The organism is Ramlibacter ginsenosidimutans (assembly GCF_016654015.1).
Classification (GTDB): domain Bacteria; phylum Pseudomonadota; class Gammaproteobacteria; order Burkholderiales; family Burkholderiaceae_C; genus Ramlibacter; species Ramlibacter ginsenosidimutans.
In genome coordinates this window covers 1-26,073 of record NZ_JAEPWM010000011.1, presented here as the reverse complement: position 1 = coordinate 26,073, position 26,073 = coordinate 1, and the positions used below count along the sequence as shown (strand labels likewise).

Genomic DNA, 26,073 nt, shown 5'->3' with positions numbered 1-26,073 from the left:
TCAGGCGGCGCCGATGTTTGGCACGAGTGCGCCCGCCGGCTGGCCGGAGCGCAGTGCGGCGGTGAAGGCCAGCATGCGGTCGATCGGCAGCTTGGCCCGCGCGCCGATCGCCGGGTCCACGAAGACCTCGTTCGCCCCGGTCTCCAGCACGTGGGCCAGGCCGGCGAGTCCGTTCATGGCCATCCACGGGCAATGCGCGCAGCTCTTGCAGGTCGCGCTGTTGCCGGCGGTGGGCGCCTCGATGAACACCTTGTCCGGGTTCAGCGTGCGCAGCTTGTGCATCATGCCGTTGTCGGTGGCCACGATGAACTCGCGCGCATCCAGCTCGCGCGCGGCCTTCAGGATCGCGGAGGTGGAACCCACCGCATCCGCGAGCGCGACCACGTCGGCCGGCGACTCGGGATGCACCAGCACCTTGGCCTTCGGATACTGCTTCTTCAGCTCCTCCAGCTCGAAGCCCTTGAACTCGTCGTGCACGATGCACGAGCCGTTCCAGAACACCATGTCCGCGCCGGTCTCGCGCTGGATGTAGCCGCCCAGGTGCTTGTCGGGCGCCCACAGGATCTTGTGGCCCTTGTCCTTCAGTGCGCGCACGATGTCCAGCGCGCAGCTGGAAGTGACCAGCCAGTCCGAGCGCGCTTTCACGGCGGCGCTGGTGTTCGCGTACACGACCACGGTGCGGTCCGGATGGGCGTTGCAGAACGCGTCGAATTCGTCGACCGGGCAGCCCAGGTCGAGCGAGCAGGTCGCGTCGAGGTCGGGCATCAGCACTCGCTTTTCGGCCGACAGGATCTTCGCCGTCTCGCCCATGAACTTCACGCCCGAGACCACCAGCGTCTGCGCCGGATGGTCGCGGCCGAAGCGCGCCATCTCCAGCGAGTCGCTGACGATGCCACCGGTCTCCTCGGCCAGGTCCTGCAGGTCGGGGTGCACGTAGAAGTGCGACACCATCACCGCATTGCGCTCCTTCAGCAGGCGGCGGATGCGGTCCTTCAGCGCGGCGCGCTCGGCGGCCGTGGGCTCCACCGGCACGCGCGCCCAGGCGTGGCGGGTGTCGCAGGCGTTGCCCGGCAGCGGGTGCTCGTAGTCGACTTCCTTCAGCGGGATCACGGCGCTCATCACAGTTCCTTCAGGCGCATCGAGAAGTCCGTCGCCTGCACGTCCTTGGTCAGAGTGCCGATCGAGATGCGGTCCACGCCCGTTTCGGCCAGCGGCCGCAGCGTTTCCGTGGTGACGCCGCCGGAGATTTCAAGGCTCGCGCGGCCGGCGTTGATGCGCACGGCTTCGCGCAGCGTCGGCAGCTGCATGTTGTCCAGCAGGATCATGGTGGCGCCGGCGGCCAGCGCTTCCTGCAACTGCTCCAGCGTCTCCACCTCGATCTGGATGAAGCTCGCCTGCGCGGCCACGCGTTGCGCGGCACGCAGCACCGGCGTCACGCCGCCGGCCGCGGCGATGTGGTTTTCCTTGATCAGGACGGCGTCGTACAGGCCGATGCGGTGGTTGGTGCCGCCGCCTGTCCTCACCGCGTATTTCTGCGCGAGGCGCAGGCCGGGCAGGGTCTTGCGCGTATCGACGATCTGGGCGCGCGTGCCGCGCACGACGTCCACGTAGCGGGCCGTCTTGGTGGCGACGGCGCTGAGCAACTGCAGGAAATTCAGCGCCGTGCGTTCGGCGGTGAGCAGGCCGCGCGCACTGCCCTCGGCTTGCAGCACCACCTGGTCGGCCTGGCAACGCTCGCCTTCGCCCACGAGCCAGCGCACCTGCACGCCGGGATCCACCTGGCGCAGCGTCGCCTCGACCCAGGGCGCGCCGCAGATCACCGCGGATTCGCGCGCCAGCACGCGGGCTTGCGCGCGGCGGGCGGGGTCGACCAGGGCGGCTGTCAGGTCGCCGCCACCCACGTCCTCGGCGAGGGCGCGCGCGGCGTCTTCGTGCGCGAGCTGCGCGATCGCCGCAGGAGAGAAATCGAACAGGGAAGGCATTCGCCGAGCATACCGGCATCGCAGCCCCCCTGCTGGCGCCGCGGGCGCGGGGGCGCTAGAGTCGCCGGCGGAGGCAAAGCATGGACCTGGACCGACTGCAGCAGCTGTTGCAACCCCTCTTCCCCGGCCTGATGGGCGTGCAGATCACCGAGGCCACGCCCGAACGCGTGGTCGCCACGATGCGCGTGCGGCCGGAACTGTGCACCGCCGGCGGCATCCTGCACGGCGGCGCCCACATGGCGTTCGCGGACACGCTGGGCGCGGTAGGCACGATCCTCAACCTGCCACAGGGCAAGCGCACGACGACCACCGACTCCAGCACCAAGTTCATCGGCGGCGCGAAGGTGGACACGACGGTCACGGGCGAGAGCATCGCCCTGCACCGCGGCCGCACGACGATGGTGTGGCAGACCTCCGTGCGCAATGCCGAGGGGAAGCTCTGCTCGGTGGTGACGCAGACGCAGCTGGTGCTGGACTAGGAGCCTGCGCGGCAGGGGGACGGGCCGACAGGCGCTTGCTGGCGCCTCCGACGCACCTCCGCCGCGGCGCGGCCACAATCCGGGCATGGAAACGAGTTACGCCGCCAGCGCCCCGACGCGAGAGGAAGTGGACGCGTTCGCCGGCGCCACCGTGCTGGAGTTCGGCACCAACTGGTGCGGCTGGTGCCGCGGCGCGCAGCCGCTGATCGCGCAGGCGCTCGCGAACCAGCCGGGCCTGCGCCACCTGAAGATCGAGGATGGGCCGGGCCGGCCGCTCGGGCGCAGCTTCCGCGTGAAGCTCTGGCCCACGCTGGTGTTCCTGAAGGACGGCCAGGAAGTCGCTCGCGTCACCCGCCCCGGCAGCGCCGACGAGATCCGGGACGCACTCGCCCGCCTCGCCTGAGCGCCCTCCTCGCCTCAGTTCACCGCGAAGCAGTACAGGAGCCCGCCGCCCCCGGTCGTCTTCAGCGCAGCCAGGCTGCAGCCGCGGGTGGGATGCGAGGAATTCCAGGACTGCGAAGGCGCGTCGTCGCGCAGTCCCCGGCGGTCGAGGTGGCCAACGATGGCGGAGCCGTCGTCACCCTTCGTCCAGTTGCCGCAGGTGGTGTCCGCGCTGCCGCCCGCCGTCGCGCGACCGTCGGGCGTGGAACCGGTCAGCACGTCGTGCATGATCCCCGGATCGCCGACCCCGGCGATGGTGCCGCCGCGTTCGGTGAGCGCCGTTTCCTTGGCGATCTGGTTGGTGCCGTGCAGTTCGTCCACGCTGGCGGCGATCTGCACGCCCTTCACGTTGAACCAGGGGCCCTTGCCGATGCGGTCGCGCGCGTTCACGGCGTCCGCGCCGGTGGTGCTCAGGTACGCATGCCAGGTGCGGCTGCCCAGGCCGGCGGCGCTGGCAAGCGCCTGGCAGTGCGCGTCGGCGCCCGCGAGGCCGCCGAAGTTGGCGCCGCCGCCGGGGTTGCTGCTGGTGACGAAGAAGCTCGGGCCGCGGCTCATCGCGGTCCAGCTGGCGCATCCGGCGATGGCGGCGCAGGCCGCGAGAACGGCAAGAACACGGGAACGGCGCATGGGAACCCCCTGTGGTGAAGGCCACAGGCTAGCCCGGCCGCGGTTCAGCGGCAGCCGGGAAGCTCCCTACCCGACCGATGGAATATTCTCGGCGGCGGGGTCGCGGCCCATGAGTGCGGCCACCGCGTCCGCGGGCGTGACCCGGCCATCGAGCAGGTCGACCACGCCTTGCGTGATCGGCATCTCCACGCCCAGGTGCTGTGCGCGTGCCAGCACCGTGCGGGCGCTGTATACGCCTTCGGCCACGTGGCCCAGCGACTCGAGGGCGCTCTGCAGGGTCCGTCCCTCGGCCAGCAGGAGGCCGACGCGCCTGTTGCGGCTGAGGTCGCCGGTGGCCGTGAGCACCAGGTCGCCCAGGCCCGACAGCCCCATGAAGGTGTCGGCGCGCGCCCCCAGGGCGAGGCCCAGGCGGCTCATTTCGGCGAGCCCGCGCGTCACCAGCGCCGCCCTGGCGTTCAGCCCCAGCGCAAGGCCGTCGCACAGGCCGGTGGCGATGGCGAGCACGTTCTTCACCGCCCCTCCCACTTCCACGCCCGCGACGTCGTCGTTGGCATAGACACGCATTGCCGGTCCGTGGAAGGCGGCGACCAGGGCATCGCGCACGGCCGCCACTTCGCTCGCCGCGACCAGCGCCGTCGGCTGGCCGCGCGCCACCTCCTGCGCGAAGCTGGGGCCGCTGAGCACGCCTCCCGCGAGCTGCGGCGCGACTTCGGCACGCACCTCGTGTCCGAGCAGGCCGGGGCCGCCCGCCCGCGGCGCCTCGAAGCCCTTGCACAACCAGGCGACCGGGCGCCCGCACTCTCGCAGCGCGACCAGCATGTCGCGCAGCCCCGCCATCGGGGTGGCGACGATCACGAGTTCATGTTGCTTGGCAAGGGCAGCAGGTGTGCCGGCCTGCGGGCCGGCCACCTGGACGCCCTTGGCGAGGTGGGCGCCCCGGAGGTAACGGACGTTCTCGCGGGCCTGCGCGATGGCGGCGGCTTGCGCCGCATCGCGCGCCCACAGCGTCACGCGGTGCCGCGTACCCGCGCTGATGGCCAGTGCGGTGCCCCAGGCACCGGCCCCGAGCACCAGGATGTCCATGCGGCGGAACCGCCCCGGCTCAGGCGGAGGTGATGATGCGCGAGCCGCCGTTGCCGCCGGCCGGGGCCTGCTGCTGGTCGGCCTGCTGCTGCTCGAACATGGCCTGGAAGTTGATTTCGGCCAGGTGCACGGGCGGGAAGCCGGCGCGCGTGATCAGGTCGGAGACGTTGGCGCGCAGGTAGGGATAGATGATCTGCGGGCAGGCAATGCCCATGATGGGCTGCATCTGGTCGGCCGGGATGTTGCGGATCTCGAAGATGCCGGCCTGCTTCACTTCGGCCAGGAAGACCGTGCGGTCCTTGATCTTCGTCGTGACCGTGGCGACCACCGCCACCTCGAACATGCCTTCGGCGGCCTGCTGCGCTTCCACGCCCAGCTGGATGTCCACGCTGGGCTGCTCCTGTTCCAGCAGGATGGCCGGGGAATTCGGCTGCTCCAGCGAAGCCTCCTTCATGTAGACGCGCTGGATCTGGAAAACGGGAGTGTCGTTGTCGGCCATGGCCAATGCCTTTCGATGCGAATGAAAAAGCCCGCCGGAAGCGCTCCGGCGGGCGCAGTGCGAGTTGGGCCGGATTATCGCAGGCAGCGGCGGCACGGCCGCAGCGACGCGCACGCGCGCCGGCCGGCCGATCTCAGCCGGCGGCGCCGTTCAGCAGCGGCACGAGGCCGCCGCGGCCATCCAGCGCCACCAGGTCGTCGCAGCCGCCCACGTGCGTGTCGCCGATGAAGATCTGCGGCACCGTGCGGCGGCCGGTGATCTCCATCATCCGGAGGCGTTCGTCGGGCTGCATGTCGATGCGGATCTCCTCGATCTGCTCGACGCCCTTGGCTTTCAGGATCTGCTTGGCACGGATGCAGTAGGGGCAGACGCCCGTGGTGTACATCTTGACGGATTGCATGGGTCGATTGTCTGGCGAGGTTCAGCTTCGTTCGACCGGGAGATTAGCGTCTTTCCACGCACGCAATCCGCCACCGAGGACGACAGCCTTTTCGTACCCCAGGGATTTCGCCTGGCCCAGGCAACGCTGCGCCCGCGTGCCGCTGGCGCACACCAGGATCAGCGGCACGCCCTTGTTCTTCACCACCTCGGGCAGGCGCTGCTGCAACTGGCCCACCGGCACGTTGCGCGAGCCCACGATGTGGCCGGCGGCGAACTCGTCGGACTCGCTCACGTCCACCACCACCGCCCGTTCGCGGTTGATCAACTGCACCGCGACATCGGGCGGGACGCCGGAGCGCGCCCCCGCGGCGATGCCGGGCCACAGCAGGAGTCCTCCGGAGACCACGGCAATCAACACCAGCGCCCAGTTCTGCGCCAGGAAGGGCAACAAATTCATTCCGACCTTTCTCGTCTTGAGTCCGGCCGTTGCCGGACAACCCGCGATTCTAGAATGGCGGGTTTCCCCTCACCTTCCGCCTGACCATGCACAAGCTCGTCCTGATCCGCCACGGCGAATCGACCTGGAACCTGGAGAACCGCTTCACCGGCTGGACCGACGTGGACCTCACCCCGCTCGGGCTCGAGCAGGCGGTCTCTGCCGGCAGGCTGCTGAAGGCCGAGGGCTACGACTTCGACCTCTGCTACACGAGCGTGCTCAAGCGCGCCACCCGCACGCTGTGGCACGTGCTCGACGAGATGGACCGCACGTGGCTGCCGGTGGTGCATTCCTGGCGCCTCAACGAGCGCCACTACGGCGCGCTGCAGGGCCTGAACAAGGCGGACATGGCCCGGCAGTACGGCGAGCAGCAGGTGCTGGTCTGGCGGCGCAGCTACGACACGCCGCCGCCGGCGCTGGAGGCCGACGACCCGCGCTGGGAGCGCAGCGACCGCCGCTACGACACGGTCAAGGACGGGGAATTCCCGCGCACCGAGTGCCTGAAGGACACCGTCGCCCGGGTGCTGCCCTTCTGGAACGAGTCGATGGCGCCCGCCATCCGCTCGGGCCAGCGGGTGGTCGTGGCCGCCCACGGCAACTCCATCCGCGCGCTGGTGAAGTACCTGGACGGGATTTCGGACCAGGACATCGTCGGCCTCAACATCCCGAACGGCATCCCCCTGATCTACGAACTCGACGACCAGCTGCGGCCGTTGCGCCATTACTACCTCGGCGACGCCGACGCGATCGCCCGCGCGGCAGCCGCCGTGGCGGCCCAGGGCAAGGCCTGAAGCGGCCCGCGGGCGCGGCGCGCACCCACTTGAAGCCGGGTTGTAGGACGGTTCCTGCCCCAAAGCACGATTTTTTTACATGCCGCCCGGGAAGGCGCGGGAACCCCCGATCCCGCATGCGCGTCTGAGAGGTTTCTCAGGTGTATATTGAAGTCGAGAGGACCTGGACAGACCCCATGAGCCACAAATTGAAGATTGCCGGCTGGATTTCCGTTGGCGCCCTTGCCGGAGCGCTGACCACGGTCTCGTTGCAGACCGTCGCCCGTGGCTCTCTGGCGCCCTTGCCGCTGGAAGAATTGCAGCAGCTCGCGGCCGTGTTCAGCATGATCAAGACGGACTACGTCGAGCCCGTCGACGAGAAGAAGCTGATCACGGACGCCATCTCCGGCATGGTGTCCAGCCTCGACCCGCATTCCCAGTACTTCGACAAGAAGAGCTTCAAGGAATTCCGCGAAGGCACCTCCGGCCGCTTCGTCGGCGTCGGCATCGAGATCTCGCAGGAAGACGGCCTGGTGAAGGTGGTCTCGCCCATCGAGGGCTCGCCCGCGTTCCGCGCCGGCCTGAAGACCAACGACCTGATCACCAAGATCGACGACACCGCGGTGAAGGGCCTGGCCCTGTCCGAGGCGGTCAAGCGCATGCGCGGCGAGCCGAACACCAAGGTGACGCTGACGATCTACCGCAAGGACGAGAACCGTTCCTTCCCGGTCACGATCACCCGCGAAGAGATCAAGACGCAGTCCGTGAAGGGCAAGGAAGTGGATCCGGGCTACGCCTGGATCCGCCTGTCGCAGTTCCAGGAGCGCACGGTCGATGACTTCGTGCACAAGGTCAACGAGATCTACAAGCAGGACCCGAACGTCAAGGGCCTGGTGCTCGACCTGCGCAACGACCCGGGCGGCCTGCTCGATTCCGCGGTGGCGATCTCCAGCGCCTTCCTGCCGGAGAACGTGACGGTGGTCTCCACCAAGGGCCAGCTGCCGGAGAGCAACTTCGTCTACAAGGCGGCGCCGGAGTTCTACCAGCGCCGCGCCGGCGCCGACCCGCTGCGCAGCCTGCCGCCGCAGTTGAAGACCGTGCCGCTCGTTGTGCTGGTGAACGAAGGCTCCGCCTCCGCCTCGGAAATCGTGGCCGGCGCCCTGCAGGACCACCACCGCGGCATCATCCTGGGCAGCCAGACCTTCGGCAAGGGCTCCGTGCAGACGGTGCGCCCGCTGGGTCCGGACACCGGGCTGAAGATCACCACGGCGCGCTACTACACGCCCAGCGGCAAGTCGATCCAGGCGCGCGGCATCGTGCCGGACGTGCTGGTGGACGAGACGGCGCAAGGCAACCTGTTCGCGGCGCTGCGCACGCGTGAAGCGGACCTGGACAAGCACCTGTCCAGCGGCCAGAACACCACCGAGATCACCAAGGATCCGGCGTTCGAGAAGGCCCGCGAGGAGGCCCGCAAGAAGGCCGAGGAAGAGGCGAAGAAGGCTCCGGCCGATCGCAAGGCTCCCGAGTTCGGCACCAACCAGGACTTCCAGCTCGCGCAAGCGCTCAATCAGTTGAAGGGCCGCCCGGTGGCCGTCTCCAAGACGCAGGTCGTGGAGAACAAGGAAGAGAAGAAGGAGAACTGAGTTCTCTTCACAATGAAAAAAAGCGGCCCTCGGGCCGCTTTTTCATTGTGGGTCTGATCAGTGTGGCGAGGACCGGCGAAGCCGGATCCTCGCCACAAGGGGGACCGCGCTGCATGTTATTCCGCGCGGTCCGGGTGCCGCTGCGCGGAAGAGGGAAAATCCGGCCATGACCGACGACCAGTTGCTGCGTTACTCGCGCCATATCCTGCTCGATGAAATCGGCGTCGAAGGGCAGCAGCGCTTCCTCGACTCGCATGCCCTCGTGATCGGGGCCGGCGGACTCGGCTCGCCGGTGGCGCTGTACCTCGGGACCGCGGGTGTCGGCCGCATCACGATCGTGGACAACGATGCGGTGGACCTCACCAACCTGCAGCGGCAGATCGCGCACAACCTGGCGCGCGTGGGCACGCCCAAGGCGCAGTCCGCGCGGGAGTCCATCGCCGCGATCAACCCCGACGTGTTCGTGCGGCCGCTGGTGCTGCGCGCCGACGCGCAGGTGCTGGACGAACTGGTGCCGCAGGCCGACGTGGTGATCGACTGCTGCGACAACTTCGCCACGCGCCATGCGATCAACAGGGCGTGCTTCGCGCACGGCAAGCCGCTGGTCTCGGGCGCGGCGATCCGCTTCGACGGGCAGTTGAGCGTGTTCGACCCGCGCCGCGCGGACAGCCCCTGCTATGCCTGCGTGTTTCCGCCGGACCAGGAGCCGGAGGAGACGCACTGCGCCACGATGGGCGTGTTCGCCCCGCTGGTCGGGATCATCGGGGCGATGCAGGCGGCCGAGGCCTTGCGCCTGCTGGCGGGCGTGGGTGCATCGCTCGCGGGCCGGTTGCAGATGCTCGATGCGCGCAGCATGGAGTGGCAGGAGATGCGCGTGCGGCGCGACCTCGCGTGCCCGGTGTGCGGCTCCCGCAGGGCGGCCGGCGCCGCTAGGGATTGACGCCGAAGAGGCCGGCCACGAGTTGCGGCGGCGGCGACTGCACGGCGATCTGCACGGCCGCATCGCCAGGCGCGCCCAGCGCCACGAGCGCCGCGGCCAGCATGGTGCCGAGGAAGACGACGACGGTTTGCAGGATCAGCTTCATGTGGAGGCGACGGCGGCAGGGCTCGCCCGTCTTGCACGACAGCATGGCGGCTGCAAGGCGCGGCGCGCGTCGGCGGCCCGCGCCGCATGCTGTCCATGCGCGCAGGGGCCGCGGTAGGACGCTTCTTACCGTGCGCACGTGGGAGGGCTGGCACAATCCGCGCGCGCACCGCGCCGGGGCGAGCGGCGCGCGCAAACGGATCCCGCAGCAGTGAACCTGCCCACCTACATCGTCGAAGACAACGCGACCATCCGCGAAAATCTCGTGGCGGCGCTGGAGGAACTGGCGTCGGTGCGCACCCTGGGATGGGCGGAGACGGAGAGTGCGGCCGTCGCATGGCTCGCCGCCCATCCGCATGCGTGGGAACTGCTGGTCGTCGACCTGTTCCTCAAGCAAGGCAGCGGCCTCGGCGTGCTCGCGGCCGCGCAGGCGCGCGGCAAGGGCCAGCGGGTGGTGGTGCTGAGCAACTATGCCACCGCCGACATGCGCAGCCGCTGCGCCCAGCTCGGAGCCGACGCGGTGTTCGACAAGTCCAACGAGATCGACGCGCTGGTCGACTACTGCCTGTCGCTCACCGCCCGGTCCTGAAGACCGGGGATGCCGGATCAGTCGATCAGCTTGTTCTTCAGCGCGTAGTACGTGAGGTCGCTGTTGGAGGAGAGGTTCATCTTCTCCATCAGGCGCGTGCGGTACGTGCTCACGGTCTTCACCGACAGCGACAGCGCCTTCGCGATGTCGCCGGCCGTCTCGCCCTTCGCGAGCTTGAGGAACACCTGGAACTCGCGCTCGGAGAGCTGCTCGTGCGGGGCGCCGCCTTCCTTGCGATTGAGTTGCTGCGCGAGCAGCTCGGCGACCGCCGGGGAGATGTAGCGCCGGCCCAGCGCGATGGTGCGGATCGCGTTGACGATCTCCATCGGCTCGCATTCCTTGTTCAAGTACCCGCTCGCGCCCTGGCGAATCAGGTTCATCGCGTAGTGCTCCTCCGGGTATCCCGAGAGGATCAGGATGCCGACGTCGGGCGCTTTCGCGCGAATCATGCCCAGGGCATCGATGCCGCTCTGGCCCGGCATGGACAAGTCCATGACGAGCACGTCCATTTCCGTGGTGCGCACGAGATCGATCGCCTCGCGTCCGCTCGCGGCTTCACCGACGACGCGCAGGTCGACCTGTTCGGAGAAGAACTGTTTGAGTCCCGACCGCACGATGGCGTGGTCGTCCACAATGCCCACTTTGATCATGCTTCACCTTCTACGCCAAGCTGTTTCATTGTGCCCCACTTCAGGAACGAAATGGCCTACCCTTGAGTCATTGACGTGGGCGAATTCTATTCACACCGTTGAGCCTTGAGGGTCACGCCGCTGTCATCATTTGTCCCGTCCCGGGGTGCGATCAGTCTTATCCTCGCACTTCTGGCAGCGCTCGTGCTCATCGTTATCAACGAAACGGGCTACCGCCAGTCGACCGCGTCGCTCGACCGCATCGAGGCCAGCACGCGCACGCGCAACGAGGTGAACCGGCTGCTGCAGCAGGTGCTCGACGCGGAAACCGGCTCCCGCGGCTTCCTGCTCACCGGCGACCCGCGTTACCTGGAGCCGTACAACTCCGCGGTCGCCGGGATCGGCAAGACCCTCGACGCGCTGCAAAGAAGCTACGGCCCGGACTCGCCGGAGGCGGCGACGGTCACCCAGCTCACGCGCAGCGTGCAGCGCAAGCTCGCCGAGATGGATCTTTCCGTGCGGATGCGCAAGCAGGGCAACGAACAGGCGTGGCAGACGGTCCTCCTCACCGACGTCGGCAAGGAGCAGATGGATGCCATCCGGGAGCAGGCGGGACGCCTCGTGCAAAGCGCCACCCAGGCCATGGGCGCGGCCCAGGACCAGGTGCAGCACTCGCTGCGCCTGGCACGGGCCGGCATCGCGCTGGTCGCCCTCGCCGCGCTCACCGCCTTCTACCTGTACCTGCGGCAGACCACGCGACTGCGGGAGGCGGACGAACAGCAGCAGGCGGTGCTGCAGCGGGAGCGCGACCTGCTGGAATCGCAGGTGCGCGAACGCACGGCATCGCTGGCGCAGCTCGCCACCCACCTGCAGCAGGTGCGCGAAGACGAACGGGGCCACCTCGCGCGCGAACTCCACGACGAGCTCGGCGCCCTGCTCACCGCGGCCAAGCTCGATGTCGCGCGGCTGAAGTCGCGCCTGGGCCCGCAGTCGCCCGAGGCAGCCGAGCGGCTGCAGCACCTGACCGAGACCCTCAACAGCGGCATTGCGCTCAAGCGCCGTATCATCGAGGACCTGCGGCCCTCGTCGCTGGCCAACCTGGGCCTCAACGCGGCGTTGGAGATCCTCGCGCGCGAGTTCTCCGAGCGCTCCGGCCTGGAGGTGAACTGCCTGCTCGACACGACCGCGCTGGACGAATCGGCGCAGCTGACCGTGTACCGCACCGTGCAGGAGTCGCTCACCAACGTGGGCAAGTACGCCGAAGCCACGCGCGTGGACATCGCGCTGCACGACTTCCCCAACCACGTGGAGCTGGAAGTGCGCGACGACGGCCAGGGCTTCGACCCCGGCACCGTACGCCCGAGCACGCATGGACTGGCCGGCATGCGCCACCGCGTCGAGGCCGCCGGCGGACGGCTGAACGTCCAGTCGCGCCCCGGCCAGGGCACGCGCATCTTCGCCACCCTGCCCAAGCGCCAGCGGCCGCCCGGCCCCGCGCCGGCCAGCCCGGCGCCGGAAAGTCCGGCCGAGCGGCTGGAGCCGGCCACGGCCGAGCGGGCGTAGTCCGCCTCCTACCGGCGCACCCGCCGGAGCGACTACAGTCGGTTCCGTGCCGCCCTGATCATGGCGTCGGGGCCCATGCTTAAGCTAGGGCGGGCTGCGGGCCGTTGCCTGCCCGCGGTTCGCGCAACCTGTTCCCAAGGAGTCTCGTGCTGCATTACGCCGTCGCTTTCCTGGTCATCGCGCTCATTGCCGCGTTGCTGGGGTTCGGCGGCGTGGCAGCGGACGCCGCCGGCATCGCGAAGCTGTTGTTCTTCGTGTTCGCGGGCCTCTCGGCGGCCACCTTCGCGCTGGGACTCGTGCGACGATTCGAACCAGGCACGCACAACCCCGATAAAAGAGGACCGACATGATGAACGAATCTCTCGACAGCACCCGCAGGATGGCTTCCGAGGCGCTGGAACGCGCCAGCAACACCATGAGGGACCTGCGCTCCGGCATGTCGGACCGCGCGTCCGCAGCGCAGCGCACCGTGGGCCAGTACGCCAATGTGGGCACGCGCTATGTGTCCGACAACCCGCTGAAGGCCGCGCTCATCGCCGCCGCCATCGGGGCCGCCGTCGCGGGCCTGTACCTGGCCATGCGCCACCGCCGCGACCTGCAGGACCGCTACTTCTGAGGCGGGGAGCATGGTGCACCCGATCTTCTCGGTGCTGATCGCCAAGCCGGAGCTGGTGATGGAGCATGTGGCGGGGTACGCCTCGCTGATGCGCGACGAGGCGTCGTCGCTCGGACGCGAGGTCGCCGTGCGCGCCGTCGCGTGGGGCATCACGCTGTTCGCGCTGCTGGTGTTCCTGATCCTCACCGGCGTGGCCGTGATGCTGGGCGCGGGGCAGCAGGAGTTCCACTGGGCCTTCGTCATCGTGCCCCTCGTGGCGCTCGTGCTCGCCGTGATCGGGTTCATGGTGGCGCGCAAGCCGCTGCCCGAGAAGGCGTTCGCGGAGCTCAAGGCGCAACTCGACGCTGACGCGAGGGCGCTGCGCGCCATCGGCGCGCGTTCATGAAGATCCCCGGCACTGTACGGCGCGGCGGCGCTCTGCGACCGCGCCATGGACGACCGTGGCCCGCGCATGGCGGCGCCCAGGAGCAGATGCATGTCTGACGCCAGTGACAAGCTTGACCGCAACCGGCAGGCCATCCTCGACTACGTCGCGCGGCGCGAGCGTCGGCACGACCCGCACGAGGAGCCGCCCCGTGCGCGGGCAGCGGGCAGCTTCGCCGACCCGGCGGCGTACGCCGACTCGGACGAGGAGGAGCCGCCGGATCCGGGCAGCGGCTGGATGGGCCACCTGCTGCACGCGCTGCGCACCTGGTGGCGCTATCACCCGGCGCACATGGCGGTGGACCTCGCCGAGCCGCTGCTGCAGAAGTACGCGCAACGCAAGCCGATGCAGATGCTGGGGGTTTCGTTCGCTGCCGGTGCGCTGCTGATGCTGGCGCGCCCCTGGAAGCTGATCTCGGTGACGACGGTCATCGTGGCGCTGCTCAAGTCCTCGCAGCTGTCCAACCTGTTCACGGCCGCCATGTCGGCGGCGGACTACCGAAAGGATCAGCAGCGTCCTGACTGAAAGCCCTTCCCCCGCAGGTAAGGTGCGATCGCGGTGGCCGTCGTGGCGCACCTGCACCGAATCACAAGCAACCTGCAAAGGAAGGGAGTTCCCATGAAGCAAACCCGCACCATCGCCCTGGCGATCCTCACCGGGCTGACGCTCGCCACCAGCGGCTGCGCCGTGTGGCGTGGCCAGACGAACGCCGGCCAGTACGTCCAGGACCGCGAGATCAGCACCGCCGTGAAGGCCAAGCTGCTCGAAGACAAGGACACCGGCGGCATGTCCATCAACGTGGACGCGCTCAATGGCACGGTGGCCCTGTCCGGGTTTGCCAAGTCCCAGCACGAGAAGGACGAGGCCAGCCGCGTCGCGGCCAGCACCAAGGGCGTGCGCGAAGTGCGCAACAACCTGATCGTGCGTCCGTAAGCTTCATCGCACGGGGCGGCGCGCCGCCCTCGCGGGCAGGCAGCCCCCCGGCGGCCTGCCCGTTTTCTTTCCGGTCTCCCGTCGATGAAAACCTTCCATTGCCAGTACTGCGGGCATCCGCTGTTCTTCGAGAACACCAAGTGCCTGCAATGCGAGAGCGCCCTCGGCTTCCTGGCCGATCGCCTGAACCTCGCCGCGATCGAGCCGGTCACGCCCGCCGACGACACGCTGTGGCGCCCGCGCGTGCGCGGCCGCACGCCCTCGCCCGCCCACTACCGGCTGTGCCAGAACCATGCGACCGCGAGCCTGTGCAACTTCATGGTGCCCCAGGCGGACCCGAATCCGCTGTGCGCGTCGTGCCGCCTCACTCGCGTGCTGCCCGATCTCTCGCAACCCGAGAACCCCGGTCGCTGGTATCGCCTGGAGGCCGCGAAGCGCCGCCTCTTCTACTCGCTCGGACGATTGGGGCTGCTGAACTCGGCCCCTGCGAACGGCGAGGCGGACGGCCCGATCTTCGAATTCCTCGCCGACATGCCGGGGCAGCCGGTCATGACCGGGCACGCCGACGGCCTGATCACGATCAACGTGAGCGAAGCGGACGACGCCGAGCGCATGAAGCGCCGCGTGGAGATGCACGAGCCTTACCGCACGCTGCTCGGGCACTTCCGCCATGAGTCGGGCCACTACTACTGGGATCGGCTGATCGCCGAGGGGGGACGGCAGGACAGCTTCCGCGAGCGCTTCGGCGACGAGCGCACCGACTACCAGCAGTCGCTGCAGGAACACTATGCACGCGGCGGCACGCGCGAAGGCTGGCAGCAGGAGTACGTGAGCGAATACGCGAGCTCGCACCCGTGGGAGGACTGGGCCGAGACCTGGGCGCACTACCTCCACATGGTGGATCTGCTGGAGACCGCCGCCTCGTACAACACGCACCTCGCGCTCCCGGGCCAGGGGCAGGACGTCGAGGAAGTGCTGAATCCGCTGGAGACCGCGAGTCCCGACTTCGATGCGCTGGTGGATCAATGGGTGCCGCTCACCTTGCTGGTGAACAGCCTGAACCGCAGCCTCGGCCAGGAAGACGCGTATCCCTTCGCCCTCTCCGGTGCGGCACTGGAGAAACTGCGCTACGTCCACGACGTGATCCGGGAGGCGCGCTCGCCTGCGCCGCAGCACGCGGCGGACGAGAAGGACCCTGAGGCAGGCGAGCCGCCGGACGCGGACCGCCACGCACCGCACGACGCCGACGCCGCCACCTCGCAAGCCTAGCGTTGCAGGCCCAGGCCGCTGCCGCCGGCGGCCCTGCGTCTTCCTGCCTTCCGCTGCGAATCAGCCCACGGTGAGCTGGTTGTCGACGTCCCTCACGTTGCGGATGCGGCGGGCGATCTCCGTGGCGCGCTCGCGTGCCTGCGGGTCCGGCACCCGGCCCCGCAGCGTCACGGCGCCGTCGCGGCTCGACACGACCACCTCCGCCGGGGTACCGACCTCGGGGCGCGTCACTAGCGCCGCCTTCACCTCTTCGGCAATCAGCGCGTCGGGATCGAACACGCTCGTTCCGCGGGAGGCGCCGAGCCGGTGGACGTTGCCGTCGATCGCGGCCTGACGATCCGAGGCGCCGGCAGCGGCCGCTGCGGCAGGCGCGGGTGTCGCCGGCAGGGCAGCCGCTGCGTGCGGCGCGCTCCCGGCGCCCCCTGCCCGGGCCAGCCGGGGCGGCGGCGTCTCACCACGGCCACAGCCCGCGAGCGTTGCGAGCAGCGCCGCCGAAGCTGCGAGCGCGGCGCATGCGCGAGTGCGTTGCATCTCTTCTTCTCCCTGAGCCTCGCCTTGGGGCTCGAGTGCCGACGGTCCCAATGTAGCCAGCGGGACAGACGCACGACGTCGGGGCGCGCTGCAAGCTTTCGTAGGAGCAGCCGGCAGCGCAGGAGCGTCACCAGCCCGCCGTCACGTGGCCGCCTTCCGCTGCTGCGGCTCAAGGCTCGGTCTCGATGTCCTTGAGGATGCGCTCGAGCCGCGCCGCCAGCGTCTCCGTCGTGAGCTGCTCGCGGAAGCGCTCCACCATCAGCGGCAGGCTCATGGGGCTCGGGTGGCGCAGCGGCGCGAACACCAGCCGGCGCGAGCGCATGCGCTGCAAGGTTTCGCCCAGGCGCGAGAGCTCCAGCTCCTGGCTGAGCACTTCGTTCTCCGCCTGGCTCAGCAGAAGATTGCCGGCGTCGTACTTGCGGAATACTTCGTAGAACAGCGCGCTGGACGCCTGCAGCTGGCGCGCGCTCTTCGGCTGCCCGGGGTAGCCGGTGGAGATGAGCCCCGCCACGCGCGCGATCTCGCGGAAGCGCCGCTGTGCGAGTTCGCTCGAATTGAGCGACGCGAGCACGTCGTGCATCAACTCGGTGGCGGAGAAAAGCGACTGGTCGAGCACGGGCGCGATGTCGAAGGGCGCGGCGCTCACCAGCTCGAAGCCGTAGTCGTTGATCGAGATGCTGAAGGTGTTGGCTTGGACCCGCGCGAGGCGCCAGGCGAGCAGGCTCGCGAGCCCGAGGTGCACGTTGCGGCCCGCGAACGGATAGATGTAGAGGTGCTGGCCTTCGCGCGACTGGTAGGCCTCCACCAGCAGCGTGTCCGGCGTCGGGATCTGCGACAGGCGCTGCTGCGTCAGCAGCATGGGGCGTGCGGCCTGCAGCTCGGGCTCGAAGAAGTCGCCCTGCGCGGCGCGCTGCATCATCTCGAGCACCGCATCCGAGAGTTCGGTGGACAGCGCCATCTTGCTGCCTTGCCAGGTCGGCACCGTGCCCTTCTTGCGCGTGGCCTTGCGCACGTAGGCAGCCATGTCGCGCACGCGCACGAACTCCAGCAGCCGGCCGGCGAAGAAGAAGTGGTCGCCCGGCTTCAGCCGCGCGATGAAGCCCTCTTCCATCGTGCCGATGTTCGCGCCCGTGAGGTACTTCACCTGGATCGCCGCATCGCTCACGATGGTGCCCACGCCCAGCCGGTGGCGCCGGGCCACGCCACTGTCCTTCACGCGGTACACGCCGTCGGCGCCGCGCACGATGCGGTGGTACTCGGGATAGGCGCCCAGGCTCTCCCCGCCGCGCTCGCAGAAGGCCAGCGCCCACTCGAACTCGGCGCGCGTGAGCTTGCGGTAGGACCACGCGCTGGTGACTTCCTCGCGCAGGTCCTCGGGGCGGAAGCCGCCGCCGAGGGCGACGGTGACGATGTGCTGCACCAGCACGTCGAGCGGCTTGTCAGGCGGCGTGCGCTGCTCCACGCGGCCGGCCTGGGCCGCCCGCCGGGCCGCGGCGGCCTCGATGATCTCCATGGTGTTGGTCGGCACCAGCGTCACGCGGCTCGGGCGACCCGGAGCGTGACCGCTGCGGCCGGCGCGCTGCATCATGCGCGCCACGCCCTTGGCGGAGCCGATCTGCAGCACGCGTTCCACCGGCAGGAAATCGACGCCAAGATCGAGTGAAGAGGTCGCCACGACCGCGCGCAGCGTGCCTTCCTTCAGGCCCTGCTCCACCCACTCCCGCGTGGCCCTGTCCAGCGAGCCGTGGTGCAGCGCGATGTGCCCCGCCCACTGCGGCCGCGCCTCCAGCAGCAGCTGGTACCAGACCTCCGCCTGCGAGCGCACGTTGGTGAACACCAGCGTGGTGCCCGAGCGCTCGATCTCCTCGACCACGGGCTGCTGCATGCGCGCGCCCAGGTGGCCGGCCCACGAGTACTTGCCGGGGTCGGGCGGGATCAGCGTGTCGATGATGAGCGTCTTGTCGATCTTTCCCTGCACCAGCCGCGGCGCGGGCTCCGGGTGCGGCCCGCACAACACGTGCATCGCGCTTTCCAGGTTGCCCAGCGTGGCGCTCAGTCCCCAGGTGACCAGGCCGGGATGGAAGCCGCGCAGGCGCGCCAGCGCCAGCTGCGCCTGCACCCCGCGCTTGCTGCCCACCAGCTCGTGCCACTCGTCGATCACGACGTACTCGACGCCCGAGAGCTCCTCGCGCGCGTGTTCGCGCGTGAGCATCAGCGTGAGCGACTCCGGCGTGGTCACCAGCACCGTGGGCATGCGCCGGTCCTGGCGCGCGCGCTCGGCGCTGGGCGTGTCGCCCGTGCGCAGCCCGATGGTCCAGTTCGGCGCGAGCTCGGCGAGCGGGGCGGTGAGCGCCTTGGTCGTGTCGGACGCCAGTGCCCGCATGGGCGTGAGCCAGATCACGCGCAGCGGCTCGGCCCCGCGTCCCGGCGGATGCCGCCGCAGCAACGCGTCGAGCATGCCCAGCCACACCGCGTAGGTCTTGCCCGAGCCGGTGGTGGCGTGCAGCATGCCGCTGCGTCCCTGCGCGACCGCGTCCCAGACCTCGCGCTGGAACGCGAAGGCCTGCCAGCCGCGCGTGGCCAGCCACGCCAGCGCGTGCGATCCCGGCGTGTCGCCGGCGTCGCCCGCATCCATGGCTCAGCCCATCGCCAGGCGCGCGCGACCGCCGCGCCGGCGGTCGGCCTTGGGCAGTTCGGCCACGCCGACCAGCTCCGCCGCCTGCGCCTGCAACTGCACCAGCATTTCGTCGAGCCGACGCACGTCCCCGGCCGAGAGCGGCGCGAGCAGGCTCCGGTTGATCTCGCACACCAGCGGGAACAGGGCGCGGTGCAAGGCACGGCCTTTCTCCGTCAGCGCCAGGTGCGCGTGGCGCCGGTCGGCCGCGCCCACCTGGCGGCGCACGAGCTTCTTGGCGACCAGCGAGGACACCGCACGCGAGGTGCGGGCCCGATCGAGCTGGATGCGCTCGGCCAGTTCGGAGGAGAGCAGTTCCTGCTCCTGCGCGAGCCGCGCGATCACCCGCCACTCGCGGCGCGTGATGCCGAAGCGCCCCTCGCAGAGGCGGATGACCATGCTGCCGGCGACCGCGAGCAGGCGGCTGAGCTTGTAGAGGAGCAGGTCGTCGAGACCGGAAGGTTGGCGCGGGGCGGCCATGCGGGTTTGTGCGGGGGATGATTGATTTGAACAATTGATTGTGCGGCAACTACAGTGGCCCCGGCGGGCGCAGTTCGTCCGCGGAGAGCACCATGAAAAGACGTACCGCCGCCGCCGCGCTGCTGGCCCTGCCCGCCGCCTGGAGCCGCGCCCAGGGTTCCGGGGGCACCTTGCGCATCGTGACCGGCTATGCGCCGGGCGGCGCGACCGACCGCGTCGCGCGCATCGTGGGCGACCAGCTGCAGGCGAAGCTGGGCATGACCGTGGTCGTGGAGAACAAGACCGGCGCGGGCGGGCGGCTCGCGGCGCAGCAGGTCAAGGGCATGGCGGGCCAGCAAGTGCTGATGGTCGCCAATCCCGCCGTCATGGTGGTCGCCCCGCTGGTCTTCAAGGACAACGGCTACGACCCGGAGCGCGACTTCATTCCCCTGTCGATCGTCAACGACTACGACTTCGCAGTTTCGGTCGGCCCGGCCGTGCCGGTGCGCGAACTCTCGCACCTGATCGCCTGGCTGCGCGCGAATCCGGAGAAGGCGAATTTCGGCGTCCCCGCGACCGGCAGCCTGCCGCACTTCGTCGCGCTGATGATCGCGGAGAAGGCCGGCGTGAAGGCGCAGGTGATCGGCTACCGCGGCTCGGCGCCGCTGGTAACGGACCTCGTGGGTGGCCAGGTGCCCGTCTCGATCGACACGCTGGAAGCCGTGCTGCCCCACCACGAGGCCGGCAAGGTGCGCATCCTCGCGACCTCGGGCGCCAGGCGGGCCCCGATTTCGCCGAACATTCCCACCTTCCGCGAAGCGGGCCTGCCGCTGGCGGCCAACGGGTGGAACGCCTTCTTCGCGCCCGCGGGCATGCCGGCCGCCACCGTGCAGCGTTACGCGAATGCGATCGTCGAAGTCATGAAGGACCCGGACACGCAGCGCAAGTTTCTCGCCGCGCAGATGACGCCCGTCGTTGCGACGCGCGCCCAGACCGAATCCACGCTGAAGGCGTACCGCGCGCAGTGGGCGCCGGTGGTGCAGAAATCCGGCTACCAGCCCTGAAGGACACACGCATGCGCCGCCTCCTCTGCGCCCTCCTCCTCGCCACCGTCGCGCCGCTCGCGGCGCACGCGCAAGCCTGGCCCACGAAGCCCGTGCGCTTCATCAACAACTTCCCCCCGGGCGGACCGTCCGACCTGATCGCGCGCTCGATCGCCGACGTGCTGTCCAGGCAGTTCAACCGGGCCTTCGTGGTGGAGAACAAGGCCGGGGCCAGCGGCAACATCGGCGCCGACGCGGCGGCCAAGGCGCCGGCCGACGGCCACACGGTCCTGTTCGGGATCGACAGCACCTTCACGGTCAATCCGCACATCTACAAGTCCATGCCGTTCCAGGCGGCGGACCTGCGGCCCGTGATGATCATGGCCTCCTCGGGCCTGCTGGTGGGCGTCAACCCCTCCACCGGCTTCAAGAGCCTCGCGGACCTGGTCGCCGCGGCCAAGGCGAAGCCGGTCACCTTCAGCTCCGCCGGCAACGGCAGCCCCGGGCATCTCGCGGCCGCGGTGCTCACCGAGGCGACCGGTGCGAAGATCACGCACGTGCCTTACAAGGGCAACACGCCGGCCGTGCTGGCGGTGCTGTCGGGCGAAGTGAACGGCGGCGAGCTTGCCACGCCCGGCATGCTGCCGCACGTTAAGGCGGGCAAGATCACGGCGCTCGCGGTCACCAGCCACCAGCGCTCGCGCCTGGCGCCCGAGATCCCCACGGTGGCCGAAGCGGGCCTGCCGCAACTCGAACAGGAAGTGCTGTACCTGGCGATGGTTCCCGCCGCCACGCCGGAGCCGGTGGTGCAGGCCATCCAGCAGGCGGTGACCGATGCGCTCGCGCGTGCCGACGTCCGCGGCCGGCTGCAGGCGCTGGACCTGCACTACGAGGGGATCACGGGCACGGCGGCGACGCAGCGCCTGGCCGCGCTCAGCGAGCGCTATGGCAAAGTGATTCGCGCAACCGGACTGAAAGTGGAATGAGCATGCAAGCCCCCAACATCGTCTTCATCGTCGCCGATGACCTCGGCTTCGCGGACCTGGGCTGCTACGGCGGCCGCGACGCGCGCTTCGGCCGCGTGTCGCCGCAGCTCGATGCCATGGCCGCGAACGGCATCCGCTTCACCCAGGGCTATTCGAATTCCCCGGTGTGCTCGCCCACGCGCTTCGCGCTGATGACCGCGCGCTACCAGTACCGGCTGCGCGGCGCGGCGGAGGAGCCGATCAACAGCAGGAGCCGCGGCAACCCGCTGCTGGGCCTGCCGCCCGAACACCCCACCCTGCCCTCGCTGCTGAAGCAGGCGGGCTACCGCACCGCGCTCGTGGGCAAGTGGCACCTGGGCTACCCGCCGCACTTCGGCCCGCTGCGCTCCGGCTACGACGAATACTTCGGCCCGATGTCGGGCGGGGTGGACTACTTCACGCACTGCAGTTCCACCGGCCAGCACGACCTGTGGTTCGGCGAGGAGGAGAAGGCGGAGGAAGGCTACCTGACCGACCTGCTCTCGCACCGTGCCGTCGACTACATCGACCGCATGGCCGCGCGCAACCGCAGCGAAGGCCCCGCGCCCTTCCTCCTGAGCCTGCACTACACGGCGCCGCACTGGCCCTGGGAGACGCGGGACGACGAGGCGCTGGCGCAGGAGGTGAAGAACAACCTGTTCCACCTGCACGGCGGCAACATCCACACCTACCACCGCATGATCCACCACATGGACGAGGGCATCGGCTGGGTGATGCAGGCGCTGCGCCGCCATGGCCTGGAGCGCGACTCGCTGGTGGTCTTCACCAGCGACAACGGCGGCGAGCGCTTCTCGGACAACTGGCCGCTGGTGGGCGGCAAGATGGACCTCACCGAAGGCGGCATCCGCGTGCCGTGGATCGCGCACTGGCCCGCCGTGATCGCGCCGGGACAGGTGACGGCGCAGCAGTGCATGACGATGGACTGGTCCACCACGATGATCGAAGCGGGCGGTGCGCAGCCCGATCCCGCGTATCCGCTGGATGGCGTGTCGCTGCTGCCGGTGCTGCGCGAGCCGCGCCACACCTTCGCGCGGCCGCTGCACTGGCGCATGAATCACCGCGGCCAGCGCGCGCTGCGCGACGGCGACTGGAAGTACCTGCGCGTGGACGGCCACGACTACCTGTTCAACATCCCCGCGGACGAGCGCGAACGCGCCAACCTGGCCGGCCGCGAGCCGGGGCGGCTGGCCGACCTGCGTGACGCCTGGGAGCAGTGGAACGAGACCATGCCGCCGATTCCCGAGGACGCGAGCATCAGCCTGGGCTACTCCACCAAGGACATGCCGCAGCGCTAGGACCCGCTTCGGGCGAGCCCGCCTCACTTCGGCCGGGGGCGCTCGAGGTCCCGGCCGGGCGCGCTGAGTCGGCCTGCGCGCAGCTCGCGCACCGCCTGCGTCAGCGCCCGCGCCGCGTTGCGCACTTCCTCCTGCACGGCCTCGTCGTGATCGAGCGTGTCGTGGCTGGTCGCATAAGGCTCGTAGTAGCCGATGTAGCGGTCGATGCGGCTCGCGGCACCGGCATCGATCAGCCCCATCCAGTCCAGCCAGTCGCACAACGCGCGCCGCGTGCCTTCGATGCCGGCGACGTCGCCATGCACGACGACGCCATAGGTGCGTCCGGCGAGGTGCTTCGGATAGTCCCAGCCTTGCAGTTCCAGCGCCTTCGCCTTTTCGGGGTTCTTGCCGCCGGTGGCCGTCGGGTCGGGGTTGCCGCCGTCGGCGCAGACCAGGCGGTCCATCATCAGCTTCAGCGGGCTGGCCATCGTGTACCAGTGCGTCGGCGTCACGAGCAGGATGCCGTGCGCCGAAACCCAGCGCTCGTAGATCTCCGCCATCCAGTCGTTGACCTGGTTGGTGGAGTGGTTCGGATAGCAGCTGCAGGGCCAGTGGCACAAGGGCATGGCCGTGGACACGCAGCCCTTGCACGGGTGGATGTGCCGGTCATAGTCCGAGGTGAGCAGGCTCAGGTCGAGGAAGTCGACCTCCAGCCCCGCTTCCACCAGCGTGTGCTGCGCGATACCCGCCAGCCGGAACGTCTTGGAGATTTCGCCGGGACAGGTGCCGTCGTTGCGCGGCGAAGCGCAGATGACCAGCACACGCGAAGGTGTGGCGGCCTCGCCCCAGCGGGACTGCGCGGCGAGCAGGCGATTGCGCGTCTCGTACCACTCCACCGACAGCTCGTAGTCCGGGTCCTGGAACTCCGGCCCCGCCTTGCGCGTGACGGGCGCCTTGCGGCCTTGCGTGTAGCCCTGCCACGCGATCTCCTCCAGCCGCGCGATGGCTGCGTCCTCGCCGCGGAACGCCGGGTCGAAGAAGCGGGCCCGGAAGCGCTCGCCGAACCGGTCGCGCGGCTCCATGGGCGGGGCCTGGCCCTTGCGGACGTCGGGCTTCATCGCAGCTCCTGGTGCTGGGGAGCCAGCCAGACTACTGCAATCCGGCGGCGGCAGGTGCGCCGCCAGCAGCCGAGCTACGAGCTTGCACGCCCAGGGAAACGGGCCCCGGCAGCCCGTCAGGCGCTGACGATCCAGCCTTCCAGCGGATCGAGGTCCTCTGGCAATCCGTAGCGCGGTGCGCCCTGCTGCTGCGCCCACGCAGCCTGCACCAGGCACAGCACGGCGTCGAGGCTGTCGCCGCTCGCGTCCTGCACCAGTGCATCATGCTGCGCGTGTGTCAGCTTCAGGCGCAGCCCGAGTCGCGTGCGTCCCTGTTCCAGCGCGGTGAGCAGGTCCTTGCGCGCGATCAGGCGCTCGGGCGTCTGCTTCGCCTTCTCATCGCTCTTGTAGCTGCGCCGCTCCAGGATCTCGCGCGCGAGCAGGCCCGGGTAGGCCTCCAGTGCGACGCGCTGCGGATCGCCCGCGTGCAGGCCCGGAATGTCGACGCCGGCGTCCAGCAGCAAGGGCACGGCCGCGTGCAGCATGTACGCGACCGGCGGATTGACCCACTTCATCGAGGGACTGGAGCCCGCGCGCCGGTCGAAGCGCCGGTGCGCGAACTTCGCGCCGGCCGGCCGCGCGTCGCAATAGGCGGCGAAGGTGTCGCGGATCTGCGGCCGGGTGAGGCTCGCGTAATGCTGCAGGCACTCGCGCCACTGCGTGGGCCAGCCCAGGTGCTCCACCAGTTCGCGCGGCAGGCCGAAGGGAAAGTCGAAGCCGGCGATCCACGACTGCGGCGCGCGCAGCCACTCGGCGAAGGCGGCGAGGGATTCGAGTTTCTCCAGCCGCGTGAGCTGCACGCGGCCGCCCGAGGCTGCGCCCCAGGCGAGCACGATGGGCTTGCGCCGCGTGGGCGTGCTGGAGAAGTCGCAGCCGACCAGTTGCGTCATGCCGCGGACGGCGCGGGCGTCAGCTGCGGCCGCAGATCGCGGCCGTGGCCGCGAGGTCTTCCAGCAGCGACAGCGAGACCTTGCCGGACACCGCGTACGGGTCGAGCTCGGGTTTCTCGGAGTACTTCAGCAGGATGGACTGGTTCAGCTTGGACACGTTGACCTGGCCCATGCTCCAGCCGCTGAAGCGCCGCTCGAAGATCTCCTCGAAGTGCAGCAGGGCGACGTCCTTGTGGCGCGCATCGTGCTGGATGCTGCCGTACAGCGCGCTCACCTGCATGCGGCCGCCTTCGATGCACTGCAGGAAGATCCCGTCGCCGTAGCACAGGATGCCGGTGATGCCGATCTCCGCGTTGTGATGGCGGGACTGCGTCAGGATGGATTCGATGGCCGGCGGACTGGTGTCGACCGCGCGGCTGCAATAGAGAAGGCGGACCAGCATGGCGGTTTCAATCCTTCTGCGGGATCAGCGCCAGGAATTCGCGGCGCAGGGCGGGGTCCTTGAGGAAGGCGCCGCGCATCACCGAGTTGATCATCTTGGAGTCCAGGTCCTTCACGCCACGCCAGGCCATGCAGTAGTGGCGGGCCTCCATCACGATGGCGAGGCCATCGGGCTGCGTGCGTTCCATGATCAGGTCGGCGAGCTGCACCACGGCTTCTTCCTGGATCTGCGGGCGGCCCATGATCCATTCGGCGAGGCGGGCGTACTTCGACAGGCCGATCACGTTGGTGTGCTCGTTGGGCATCACGCCGACCCAGAGCTTGCCGATGACCGGGCACAGGTGGTGGCTGCAGGCGGAGCGCACCGTGATCGGGCCGACGATCATCAGCTCGTTGAGGTGCTCCGCGTTGGGGAACTGCGTGATCGAGGGCTGCTTGACGTAGCGGCCGCGGAAGACCTCGTTGAGGTACATCTTGGCGACGCGGCGCGCGGTGTCGGCCGTGTTGTGGTCGCTCGTCGTGTCGATGACCATGCTGTCCAGCACGGTCTGCATCTTCTGCTCCACCTCGGACAGCAGCGCGTCCATCTCGCCCGGCTCGATGAAGTCGGCGATGTTGTCATTGGAATGGAAACGCTTGCGCGCCGCCACGAGGCGTTCGCGGATCTTCACGGAGACGGGCACGCCCTCGTCCGGCATGGGCGGCGTCAGCTGGCTGGAGGGATCGGCTTTCATCAGCATGGCGAATGCTAACACCGCCCCGGCCGCCCCGGCCTCCGCAAGGGATTGCCGCCGAATGGCCCTGGCAGGCCGGCGGCGCGCTGTTTTTTTTCTAGCAGGGAGAAACACCCAACAACCGGACGCAGAGGACGCAGAAGTCACGCAGAGGACGCAGAAGGGAAAACCAATCTGCAAAGGCAAACCTTGAAAGGTATTCTTTTGCGTCCTCTGCGAAACCTTTGCGTGGTGAGTTCAACCGGTCAAGGCAACATCATTGTTCACCCAAGATGTTGGAGAGACCGGGATGGCGAGACGCAGGGCACGCCTGACATTTCAGGAAAGGCGAGAACTC

31 protein-coding genes and 1 pseudogene are annotated in these 26,073 nt (G+C 69.3%); 16 read left to right on the top strand and 16 right to left on the bottom strand.

What is annotated here, in order from left to right; genetic code table 11:
- Complete coding sequence (nadA, locus tag JJB11_RS21150; protein WP_201176257.1) at positions 1-1,119, bottom strand: quinolinate synthase NadA; 1,119 nt, start codon at positions 1,117-1,119, stop codon at positions 1-3.
- A complete protein-coding gene (nadC, locus tag JJB11_RS21145) occupies positions 1,119-1,982 on the bottom strand; it encodes a carboxylating nicotinate-nucleotide diphosphorylase (RefSeq protein ID WP_201176255.1) in 864 nt (287 codons plus the stop codon). The genes nadA and nadC overlap by 1 nt, the downstream gene beginning before the upstream one ends.
- 80 nt (positions 1,983-2,062) lie before the next feature.
- Between nadC and JJB11_RS21140 the strand changes: the two genes are divergently transcribed.
- The gene (locus JJB11_RS21140) at positions 2,063-2,461 is read left to right on the top strand and encodes a PaaI family thioesterase (protein WP_201176253.1); all 399 of its coding nucleotides are present in this window, start codon (positions 2,063-2,065) and stop codon (positions 2,459-2,461) included.
- Between the two features lie 85 nt (positions 2,462-2,546).
- Positions 2,547-2,864, top strand: a complete 318-nt coding sequence (locus JJB11_RS21135) for a thioredoxin family protein (RefSeq protein ID WP_201176251.1) — start codon at positions 2,547-2,549, stop codon at positions 2,862-2,864.
- Positions 2,865-2,878: 14 nt separating this feature from the next.
- On the opposite strand, the gene JJB11_RS21130 is transcribed toward JJB11_RS21135, so the two are convergent.
- The 5 genes from JJB11_RS21130 to JJB11_RS21110 form a co-directional block, all read right to left on the bottom strand.
- Positions 2,879-3,529, bottom strand: coding sequence for a hypothetical protein (locus tag JJB11_RS21130; RefSeq protein WP_201176249.1), 651 nt, complete (start codon positions 3,527-3,529; stop codon positions 2,879-2,881).
- Between the two features lie 66 nt (positions 3,530-3,595).
- A complete protein-coding gene (locus JJB11_RS21125; RefSeq protein WP_201176247.1) occupies positions 3,596-4,612 on the bottom strand; it encodes an NAD(P)H-dependent glycerol-3-phosphate dehydrogenase in 1,017 nt (338 codons plus the stop codon).
- Between the two features lie 19 nt (positions 4,613-4,631).
- Positions 4,632-5,111: a protein-export chaperone SecB gene (gene secB, locus JJB11_RS21120; protein ID WP_201176245.1), complete on the bottom strand. Its 480-nt coding sequence runs from the start codon at positions 5,109-5,111 to the stop codon at positions 4,632-4,634.
- Between the two features lie 133 nt (positions 5,112-5,244).
- The gene (gene grxC / locus JJB11_RS21115) at positions 5,245-5,511 is read right to left on the bottom strand and encodes a glutaredoxin 3 (RefSeq protein ID WP_201176243.1); all 267 of its coding nucleotides are present in this window, start codon (positions 5,509-5,511) and stop codon (positions 5,245-5,247) included.
- Between the two features lie 21 nt (positions 5,512-5,532).
- Positions 5,533-5,940 (bottom strand): rhodanese-like domain-containing protein, encoded by a 408-nt coding sequence (locus tag JJB11_RS21110; RefSeq protein WP_201965029.1) that lies wholly within the window; start codon positions 5,938-5,940, stop codon positions 5,533-5,535.
- 95 nt (positions 5,941-6,035) lie between these two features.
- Here JJB11_RS21110 and gpmA point away from each other — a divergent pair, with 95 nt between their 5' ends.
- From gpmA to JJB11_RS21095, 3 genes are all read left to right on the top strand, one after another.
- The gene (gene gpmA, locus JJB11_RS21105; RefSeq protein WP_201176228.1) at positions 6,036-6,779 is read left to right on the top strand and encodes a 2,3-diphosphoglycerate-dependent phosphoglycerate mutase; all 744 of its coding nucleotides are present in this window, start codon (positions 6,036-6,038) and stop codon (positions 6,777-6,779) included.
- Between the two features lie 176 nt (positions 6,780-6,955).
- On the top strand, positions 6,956-8,401 hold the full coding sequence (locus JJB11_RS21100; protein ID WP_201176226.1) for a S41 family peptidase: 1,446 nt from the start codon (positions 6,956-6,958) through the stop codon (positions 8,399-8,401).
- 166 nt (positions 8,402-8,567) lie between these two features.
- Complete coding sequence (locus tag JJB11_RS21095) at positions 8,568-9,341, top strand: HesA/MoeB/ThiF family protein (RefSeq protein ID WP_201176224.1); 774 nt, start codon at positions 8,568-8,570, stop codon at positions 9,339-9,341.
- On the opposite strand, the gene JJB11_RS21090 is transcribed toward JJB11_RS21095, so the two are convergent.
- Positions 9,331-9,486 carry a hypothetical protein gene (locus JJB11_RS21090; RefSeq protein WP_201176222.1) on the bottom strand — a complete coding sequence of 52 codons (156 nt, stop codon included), beginning with the start codon at positions 9,484-9,486 and terminating at the stop codon, positions 9,331-9,333. The genes JJB11_RS21095 and JJB11_RS21090 overlap by 11 nt on opposite strands.
- A 210-nt stretch (positions 9,487-9,696) precedes the next feature.
- On the opposite strand from JJB11_RS21090, the gene JJB11_RS21085 reads away from it, so the two are divergent.
- Positions 9,697-10,074, top strand: coding sequence for a response regulator (locus JJB11_RS21085; RefSeq protein WP_201176220.1), 378 nt, complete (start codon positions 9,697-9,699; stop codon positions 10,072-10,074).
- A 17-nt stretch (positions 10,075-10,091) separates the two neighbouring features.
- Here JJB11_RS21085 and JJB11_RS21080 read toward each other — a convergent pair whose 3' ends face one another.
- Positions 10,092-10,724, bottom strand: a complete 633-nt coding sequence (locus tag JJB11_RS21080) for a response regulator (RefSeq protein ID WP_169418000.1) — start codon at positions 10,722-10,724, stop codon at positions 10,092-10,094.
- A gap of 120 nt (positions 10,725-10,844) precedes the next feature.
- On the opposite strand from JJB11_RS21080, the gene JJB11_RS21075 reads away from it, so the two are divergent.
- The 7 genes and pseudogenes from JJB11_RS21075 (at position 10,845) to JJB11_RS21045 (ending at position 15,508) form a co-directional block, all read left to right on the top strand.
- Positions 10,845-12,266, top strand: coding sequence for a CHASE3 domain-containing protein (locus JJB11_RS21075; protein ID WP_201176612.1), 1,422 nt, complete (start codon positions 10,845-10,847; stop codon positions 12,264-12,266).
- 146 nt (positions 12,267-12,412) lie between these two features.
- A pseudogene (locus JJB11_RS21070) lies at positions 12,413-12,571 on the top strand (DUF1328 domain-containing protein); the annotation flags it as partial.
- Positions 12,572-12,612: 41 nt separating this feature from the next.
- Entirely contained in the window at positions 12,613-12,882 is a 270-nt protein-coding gene (locus JJB11_RS21065) for a hypothetical protein (protein WP_201176216.1), read from the top strand.
- 10 nt (positions 12,883-12,892) lie between these two features.
- Positions 12,893-13,267, top strand: a complete 375-nt coding sequence (locus tag JJB11_RS21060; protein ID WP_201176215.1) for a phage holin family protein — start codon at positions 12,893-12,895, stop codon at positions 13,265-13,267.
- 90 nt (positions 13,268-13,357) lie between these two features.
- Positions 13,358-13,831, top strand: coding sequence for a hypothetical protein (locus JJB11_RS21055; protein WP_201176213.1), 474 nt, complete (start codon positions 13,358-13,360; stop codon positions 13,829-13,831).
- 93 nt (positions 13,832-13,924) lie between these two features.
- Positions 13,925-14,239, top strand: coding sequence for a BON domain-containing protein (locus tag JJB11_RS21050; protein WP_201176211.1), 315 nt, complete (start codon positions 13,925-13,927; stop codon positions 14,237-14,239).
- Between the two features lie 84 nt (positions 14,240-14,323).
- Complete coding sequence (locus JJB11_RS21045) at positions 14,324-15,508, top strand: zinc-binding metallopeptidase family protein (RefSeq protein WP_201176209.1); 1,185 nt, start codon at positions 14,324-14,326, stop codon at positions 15,506-15,508.
- Positions 15,509-15,568: 60 nt separating this feature from the next.
- On the opposite strand, the gene JJB11_RS21040 is transcribed toward JJB11_RS21045, so the two are convergent.
- From JJB11_RS21040 to JJB11_RS21030, 3 genes are all read right to left on the bottom strand, one after another.
- Positions 15,569-16,039 (bottom strand): BON domain-containing protein, encoded by a 471-nt coding sequence (locus JJB11_RS21040; RefSeq protein ID WP_201176207.1) that lies wholly within the window; start codon positions 16,037-16,039, stop codon positions 15,569-15,571.
- A gap of 169 nt (positions 16,040-16,208) precedes the next feature.
- Positions 16,209-18,674: a ligase-associated DNA damage response DEXH box helicase gene (locus tag JJB11_RS21035; protein WP_201176205.1), complete on the bottom strand. Its 2,466-nt coding sequence runs from the start codon at positions 18,672-18,674 to the stop codon at positions 16,209-16,211.
- Between the two features lie 3 nt (positions 18,675-18,677).
- The gene (locus JJB11_RS21030; protein WP_201176204.1) at positions 18,678-19,193 is read right to left on the bottom strand and encodes a MarR family winged helix-turn-helix transcriptional regulator; all 516 of its coding nucleotides are present in this window, start codon (positions 19,191-19,193) and stop codon (positions 18,678-18,680) included.
- 92 nt (positions 19,194-19,285) lie between these two features.
- Between JJB11_RS21030 and JJB11_RS21025 the strand changes: the two genes are divergently transcribed.
- From JJB11_RS21025 to JJB11_RS21015, 3 genes are read left to right on the top strand one after another with little or no spacing between them, the layout of a single operon-like run.
- Positions 19,286-20,236, top strand: coding sequence for a tripartite tricarboxylate transporter substrate-binding protein (locus tag JJB11_RS21025; RefSeq protein ID WP_201176201.1), 951 nt, complete (start codon positions 19,286-19,288; stop codon positions 20,234-20,236).
- An 11-nt stretch (positions 20,237-20,247) separates the two neighbouring features.
- Positions 20,248-21,201, top strand: coding sequence for a Bug family tripartite tricarboxylate transporter substrate binding protein (locus tag JJB11_RS21020; protein WP_201176199.1), 954 nt, complete (start codon positions 20,248-20,250; stop codon positions 21,199-21,201).
- A gap of 2 nt (positions 21,202-21,203) precedes the next feature.
- Entirely contained in the window at positions 21,204-22,535 is a 1,332-nt protein-coding gene (locus tag JJB11_RS21015) for a sulfatase family protein (protein ID WP_201176197.1), read from the top strand.
- A 23-nt stretch (positions 22,536-22,558) separates the two neighbouring features.
- On the opposite strand, the gene JJB11_RS21010 is transcribed toward JJB11_RS21015, so the two are convergent.
- From JJB11_RS21010 to folE, 4 genes are all read right to left on the bottom strand, one after another.
- Positions 22,559-23,632: a flavodoxin family protein gene (locus JJB11_RS21010; RefSeq protein ID WP_201176189.1), complete on the bottom strand. Its 1,074-nt coding sequence runs from the start codon at positions 23,630-23,632 to the stop codon at positions 22,559-22,561.
- Positions 23,633-23,748: 116 nt separating this feature from the next.
- A complete protein-coding gene (locus JJB11_RS21005) occupies positions 23,749-24,561 on the bottom strand; it encodes a DUF429 domain-containing protein (protein ID WP_201176187.1) in 813 nt (270 codons plus the stop codon).
- A gap of 19 nt (positions 24,562-24,580) precedes the next feature.
- Positions 24,581-25,003, bottom strand: coding sequence for a BLUF domain-containing protein (locus JJB11_RS21000; protein ID WP_201176185.1), 423 nt, complete (start codon positions 25,001-25,003; stop codon positions 24,581-24,583).
- 7 nt (positions 25,004-25,010) lie between these two features.
- Positions 25,011-25,742, bottom strand: coding sequence for a GTP cyclohydrolase I (gene folE / locus JJB11_RS20995; protein WP_377372039.1), 732 nt, complete (start codon positions 25,740-25,742; stop codon positions 25,011-25,013).
- Positions 25,743-26,073: the final 331 nt, after the last annotated feature.

Excerpts from the sequence above, each read along its gene's own strand:
- nadA (WP_201176257.1), bottom strand. The coding sequence starts at position 1,119 with ATGAGCGCCGTGATCCCGCTGAAGGAAGTCGACTACGAGCACCCGCTG.
- nadC (WP_201176255.1), bottom strand. The coding sequence starts at position 1,982 with ATGCCTTCCCTGTTCGATTTCTCTCCTGCGGCGATCGCGCAGCTCGCG.
- JJB11_RS21140 (WP_201176253.1), top strand. The coding sequence starts at position 2,063 with ATGGACCTGGACCGACTGCAGCAGCTGTTGCAACCCCTCTTCCCCGGC.
- JJB11_RS21135 (WP_201176251.1), top strand. The coding sequence starts at position 2,547 with ATGGAAACGAGTTACGCCGCCAGCGCCCCGACGCGAGAGGAAGTGGAC.
- JJB11_RS21130 (WP_201176249.1), bottom strand. The coding sequence starts at position 3,529 with ATGCGCCGTTCCCGTGTTCTTGCCGTTCTCGCGGCCTGCGCCGCCATC.
- JJB11_RS21125 (WP_201176247.1), bottom strand. The coding sequence starts at position 4,612 with ATGGACATCCTGGTGCTCGGGGCCGGTGCCTGGGGCACCGCACTGGCC.
- secB (WP_201176245.1), bottom strand. The coding sequence starts at position 5,111 with ATGGCCGACAACGACACTCCCGTTTTCCAGATCCAGCGCGTCTACATG.
- grxC (WP_201176243.1), bottom strand. The coding sequence starts at position 5,511 with ATGCAATCCGTCAAGATGTACACCACGGGCGTCTGCCCCTACTGCATC.
- gpmA (WP_201176228.1), top strand. The coding sequence starts at position 6,036 with ATGCACAAGCTCGTCCTGATCCGCCACGGCGAATCGACCTGGAACCTG.
- JJB11_RS21100 (WP_201176226.1), top strand. The coding sequence starts at position 6,956 with ATGAGCCACAAATTGAAGATTGCCGGCTGGATTTCCGTTGGCGCCCTT.
- JJB11_RS21095 (WP_201176224.1), top strand. The coding sequence starts at position 8,568 with ATGACCGACGACCAGTTGCTGCGTTACTCGCGCCATATCCTGCTCGAT.
- JJB11_RS21090 (WP_201176222.1), bottom strand. The coding sequence starts at position 9,486 with ATGAAGCTGATCCTGCAAACCGTCGTCGTCTTCCTCGGCACCATGCTG.
- JJB11_RS21080 (WP_169418000.1), bottom strand. The coding sequence starts at position 10,724 with ATGATCAAAGTGGGCATTGTGGACGACCACGCCATCGTGCGGTCGGGA.
- JJB11_RS21065 (WP_201176216.1), top strand. The coding sequence starts at position 12,613 with ATGATGAACGAATCTCTCGACAGCACCCGCAGGATGGCTTCCGAGGCG.
- JJB11_RS21060 (WP_201176215.1), top strand. The coding sequence starts at position 12,893 with ATGGTGCACCCGATCTTCTCGGTGCTGATCGCCAAGCCGGAGCTGGTG.
- JJB11_RS21055 (WP_201176213.1), top strand. The coding sequence starts at position 13,358 with ATGTCTGACGCCAGTGACAAGCTTGACCGCAACCGGCAGGCCATCCTC.
- JJB11_RS21050 (WP_201176211.1), top strand. The coding sequence starts at position 13,925 with ATGAAGCAAACCCGCACCATCGCCCTGGCGATCCTCACCGGGCTGACG.
- JJB11_RS21045 (WP_201176209.1), top strand. The coding sequence starts at position 14,324 with ATGAAAACCTTCCATTGCCAGTACTGCGGGCATCCGCTGTTCTTCGAG.
- JJB11_RS21040 (WP_201176207.1), bottom strand. The coding sequence starts at position 16,039 with ATGCAACGCACTCGCGCATGCGCCGCGCTCGCAGCTTCGGCGGCGCTG.
- JJB11_RS21035 (WP_201176205.1), bottom strand. The coding sequence starts at position 18,674 with ATGGATGCGGGCGACGCCGGCGACACGCCGGGATCGCACGCGCTGGCG.
- JJB11_RS21030 (WP_201176204.1), bottom strand. The coding sequence starts at position 19,193 with ATGGCCGCCCCGCGCCAACCTTCCGGTCTCGACGACCTGCTCCTCTAC.
- JJB11_RS21025 (WP_201176201.1), top strand. The coding sequence starts at position 19,286 with ATGAAAAGACGTACCGCCGCCGCCGCGCTGCTGGCCCTGCCCGCCGCC.
- JJB11_RS21020 (WP_201176199.1), top strand. The coding sequence starts at position 20,248 with ATGCGCCGCCTCCTCTGCGCCCTCCTCCTCGCCACCGTCGCGCCGCTC.
- JJB11_RS21015 (WP_201176197.1), top strand. The coding sequence starts at position 21,204 with ATGCAAGCCCCCAACATCGTCTTCATCGTCGCCGATGACCTCGGCTTC.
- JJB11_RS21010 (WP_201176189.1), bottom strand. The coding sequence starts at position 23,632 with ATGAAGCCCGACGTCCGCAAGGGCCAGGCCCCGCCCATGGAGCCGCGC.
- JJB11_RS21005 (WP_201176187.1), bottom strand. The coding sequence starts at position 24,561 with ATGACGCAACTGGTCGGCTGCGACTTCTCCAGCACGCCCACGCGGCGC.
- JJB11_RS21000 (WP_201176185.1), bottom strand. The coding sequence starts at position 25,003 with ATGCTGGTCCGCCTTCTCTATTGCAGCCGCGCGGTCGACACCAGTCCG.
- folE (WP_377372039.1), bottom strand. The coding sequence starts at position 25,742 with ATGCTGATGAAAGCCGATCCCTCCAGCCAGCTGACGCCGCCCATGCCG.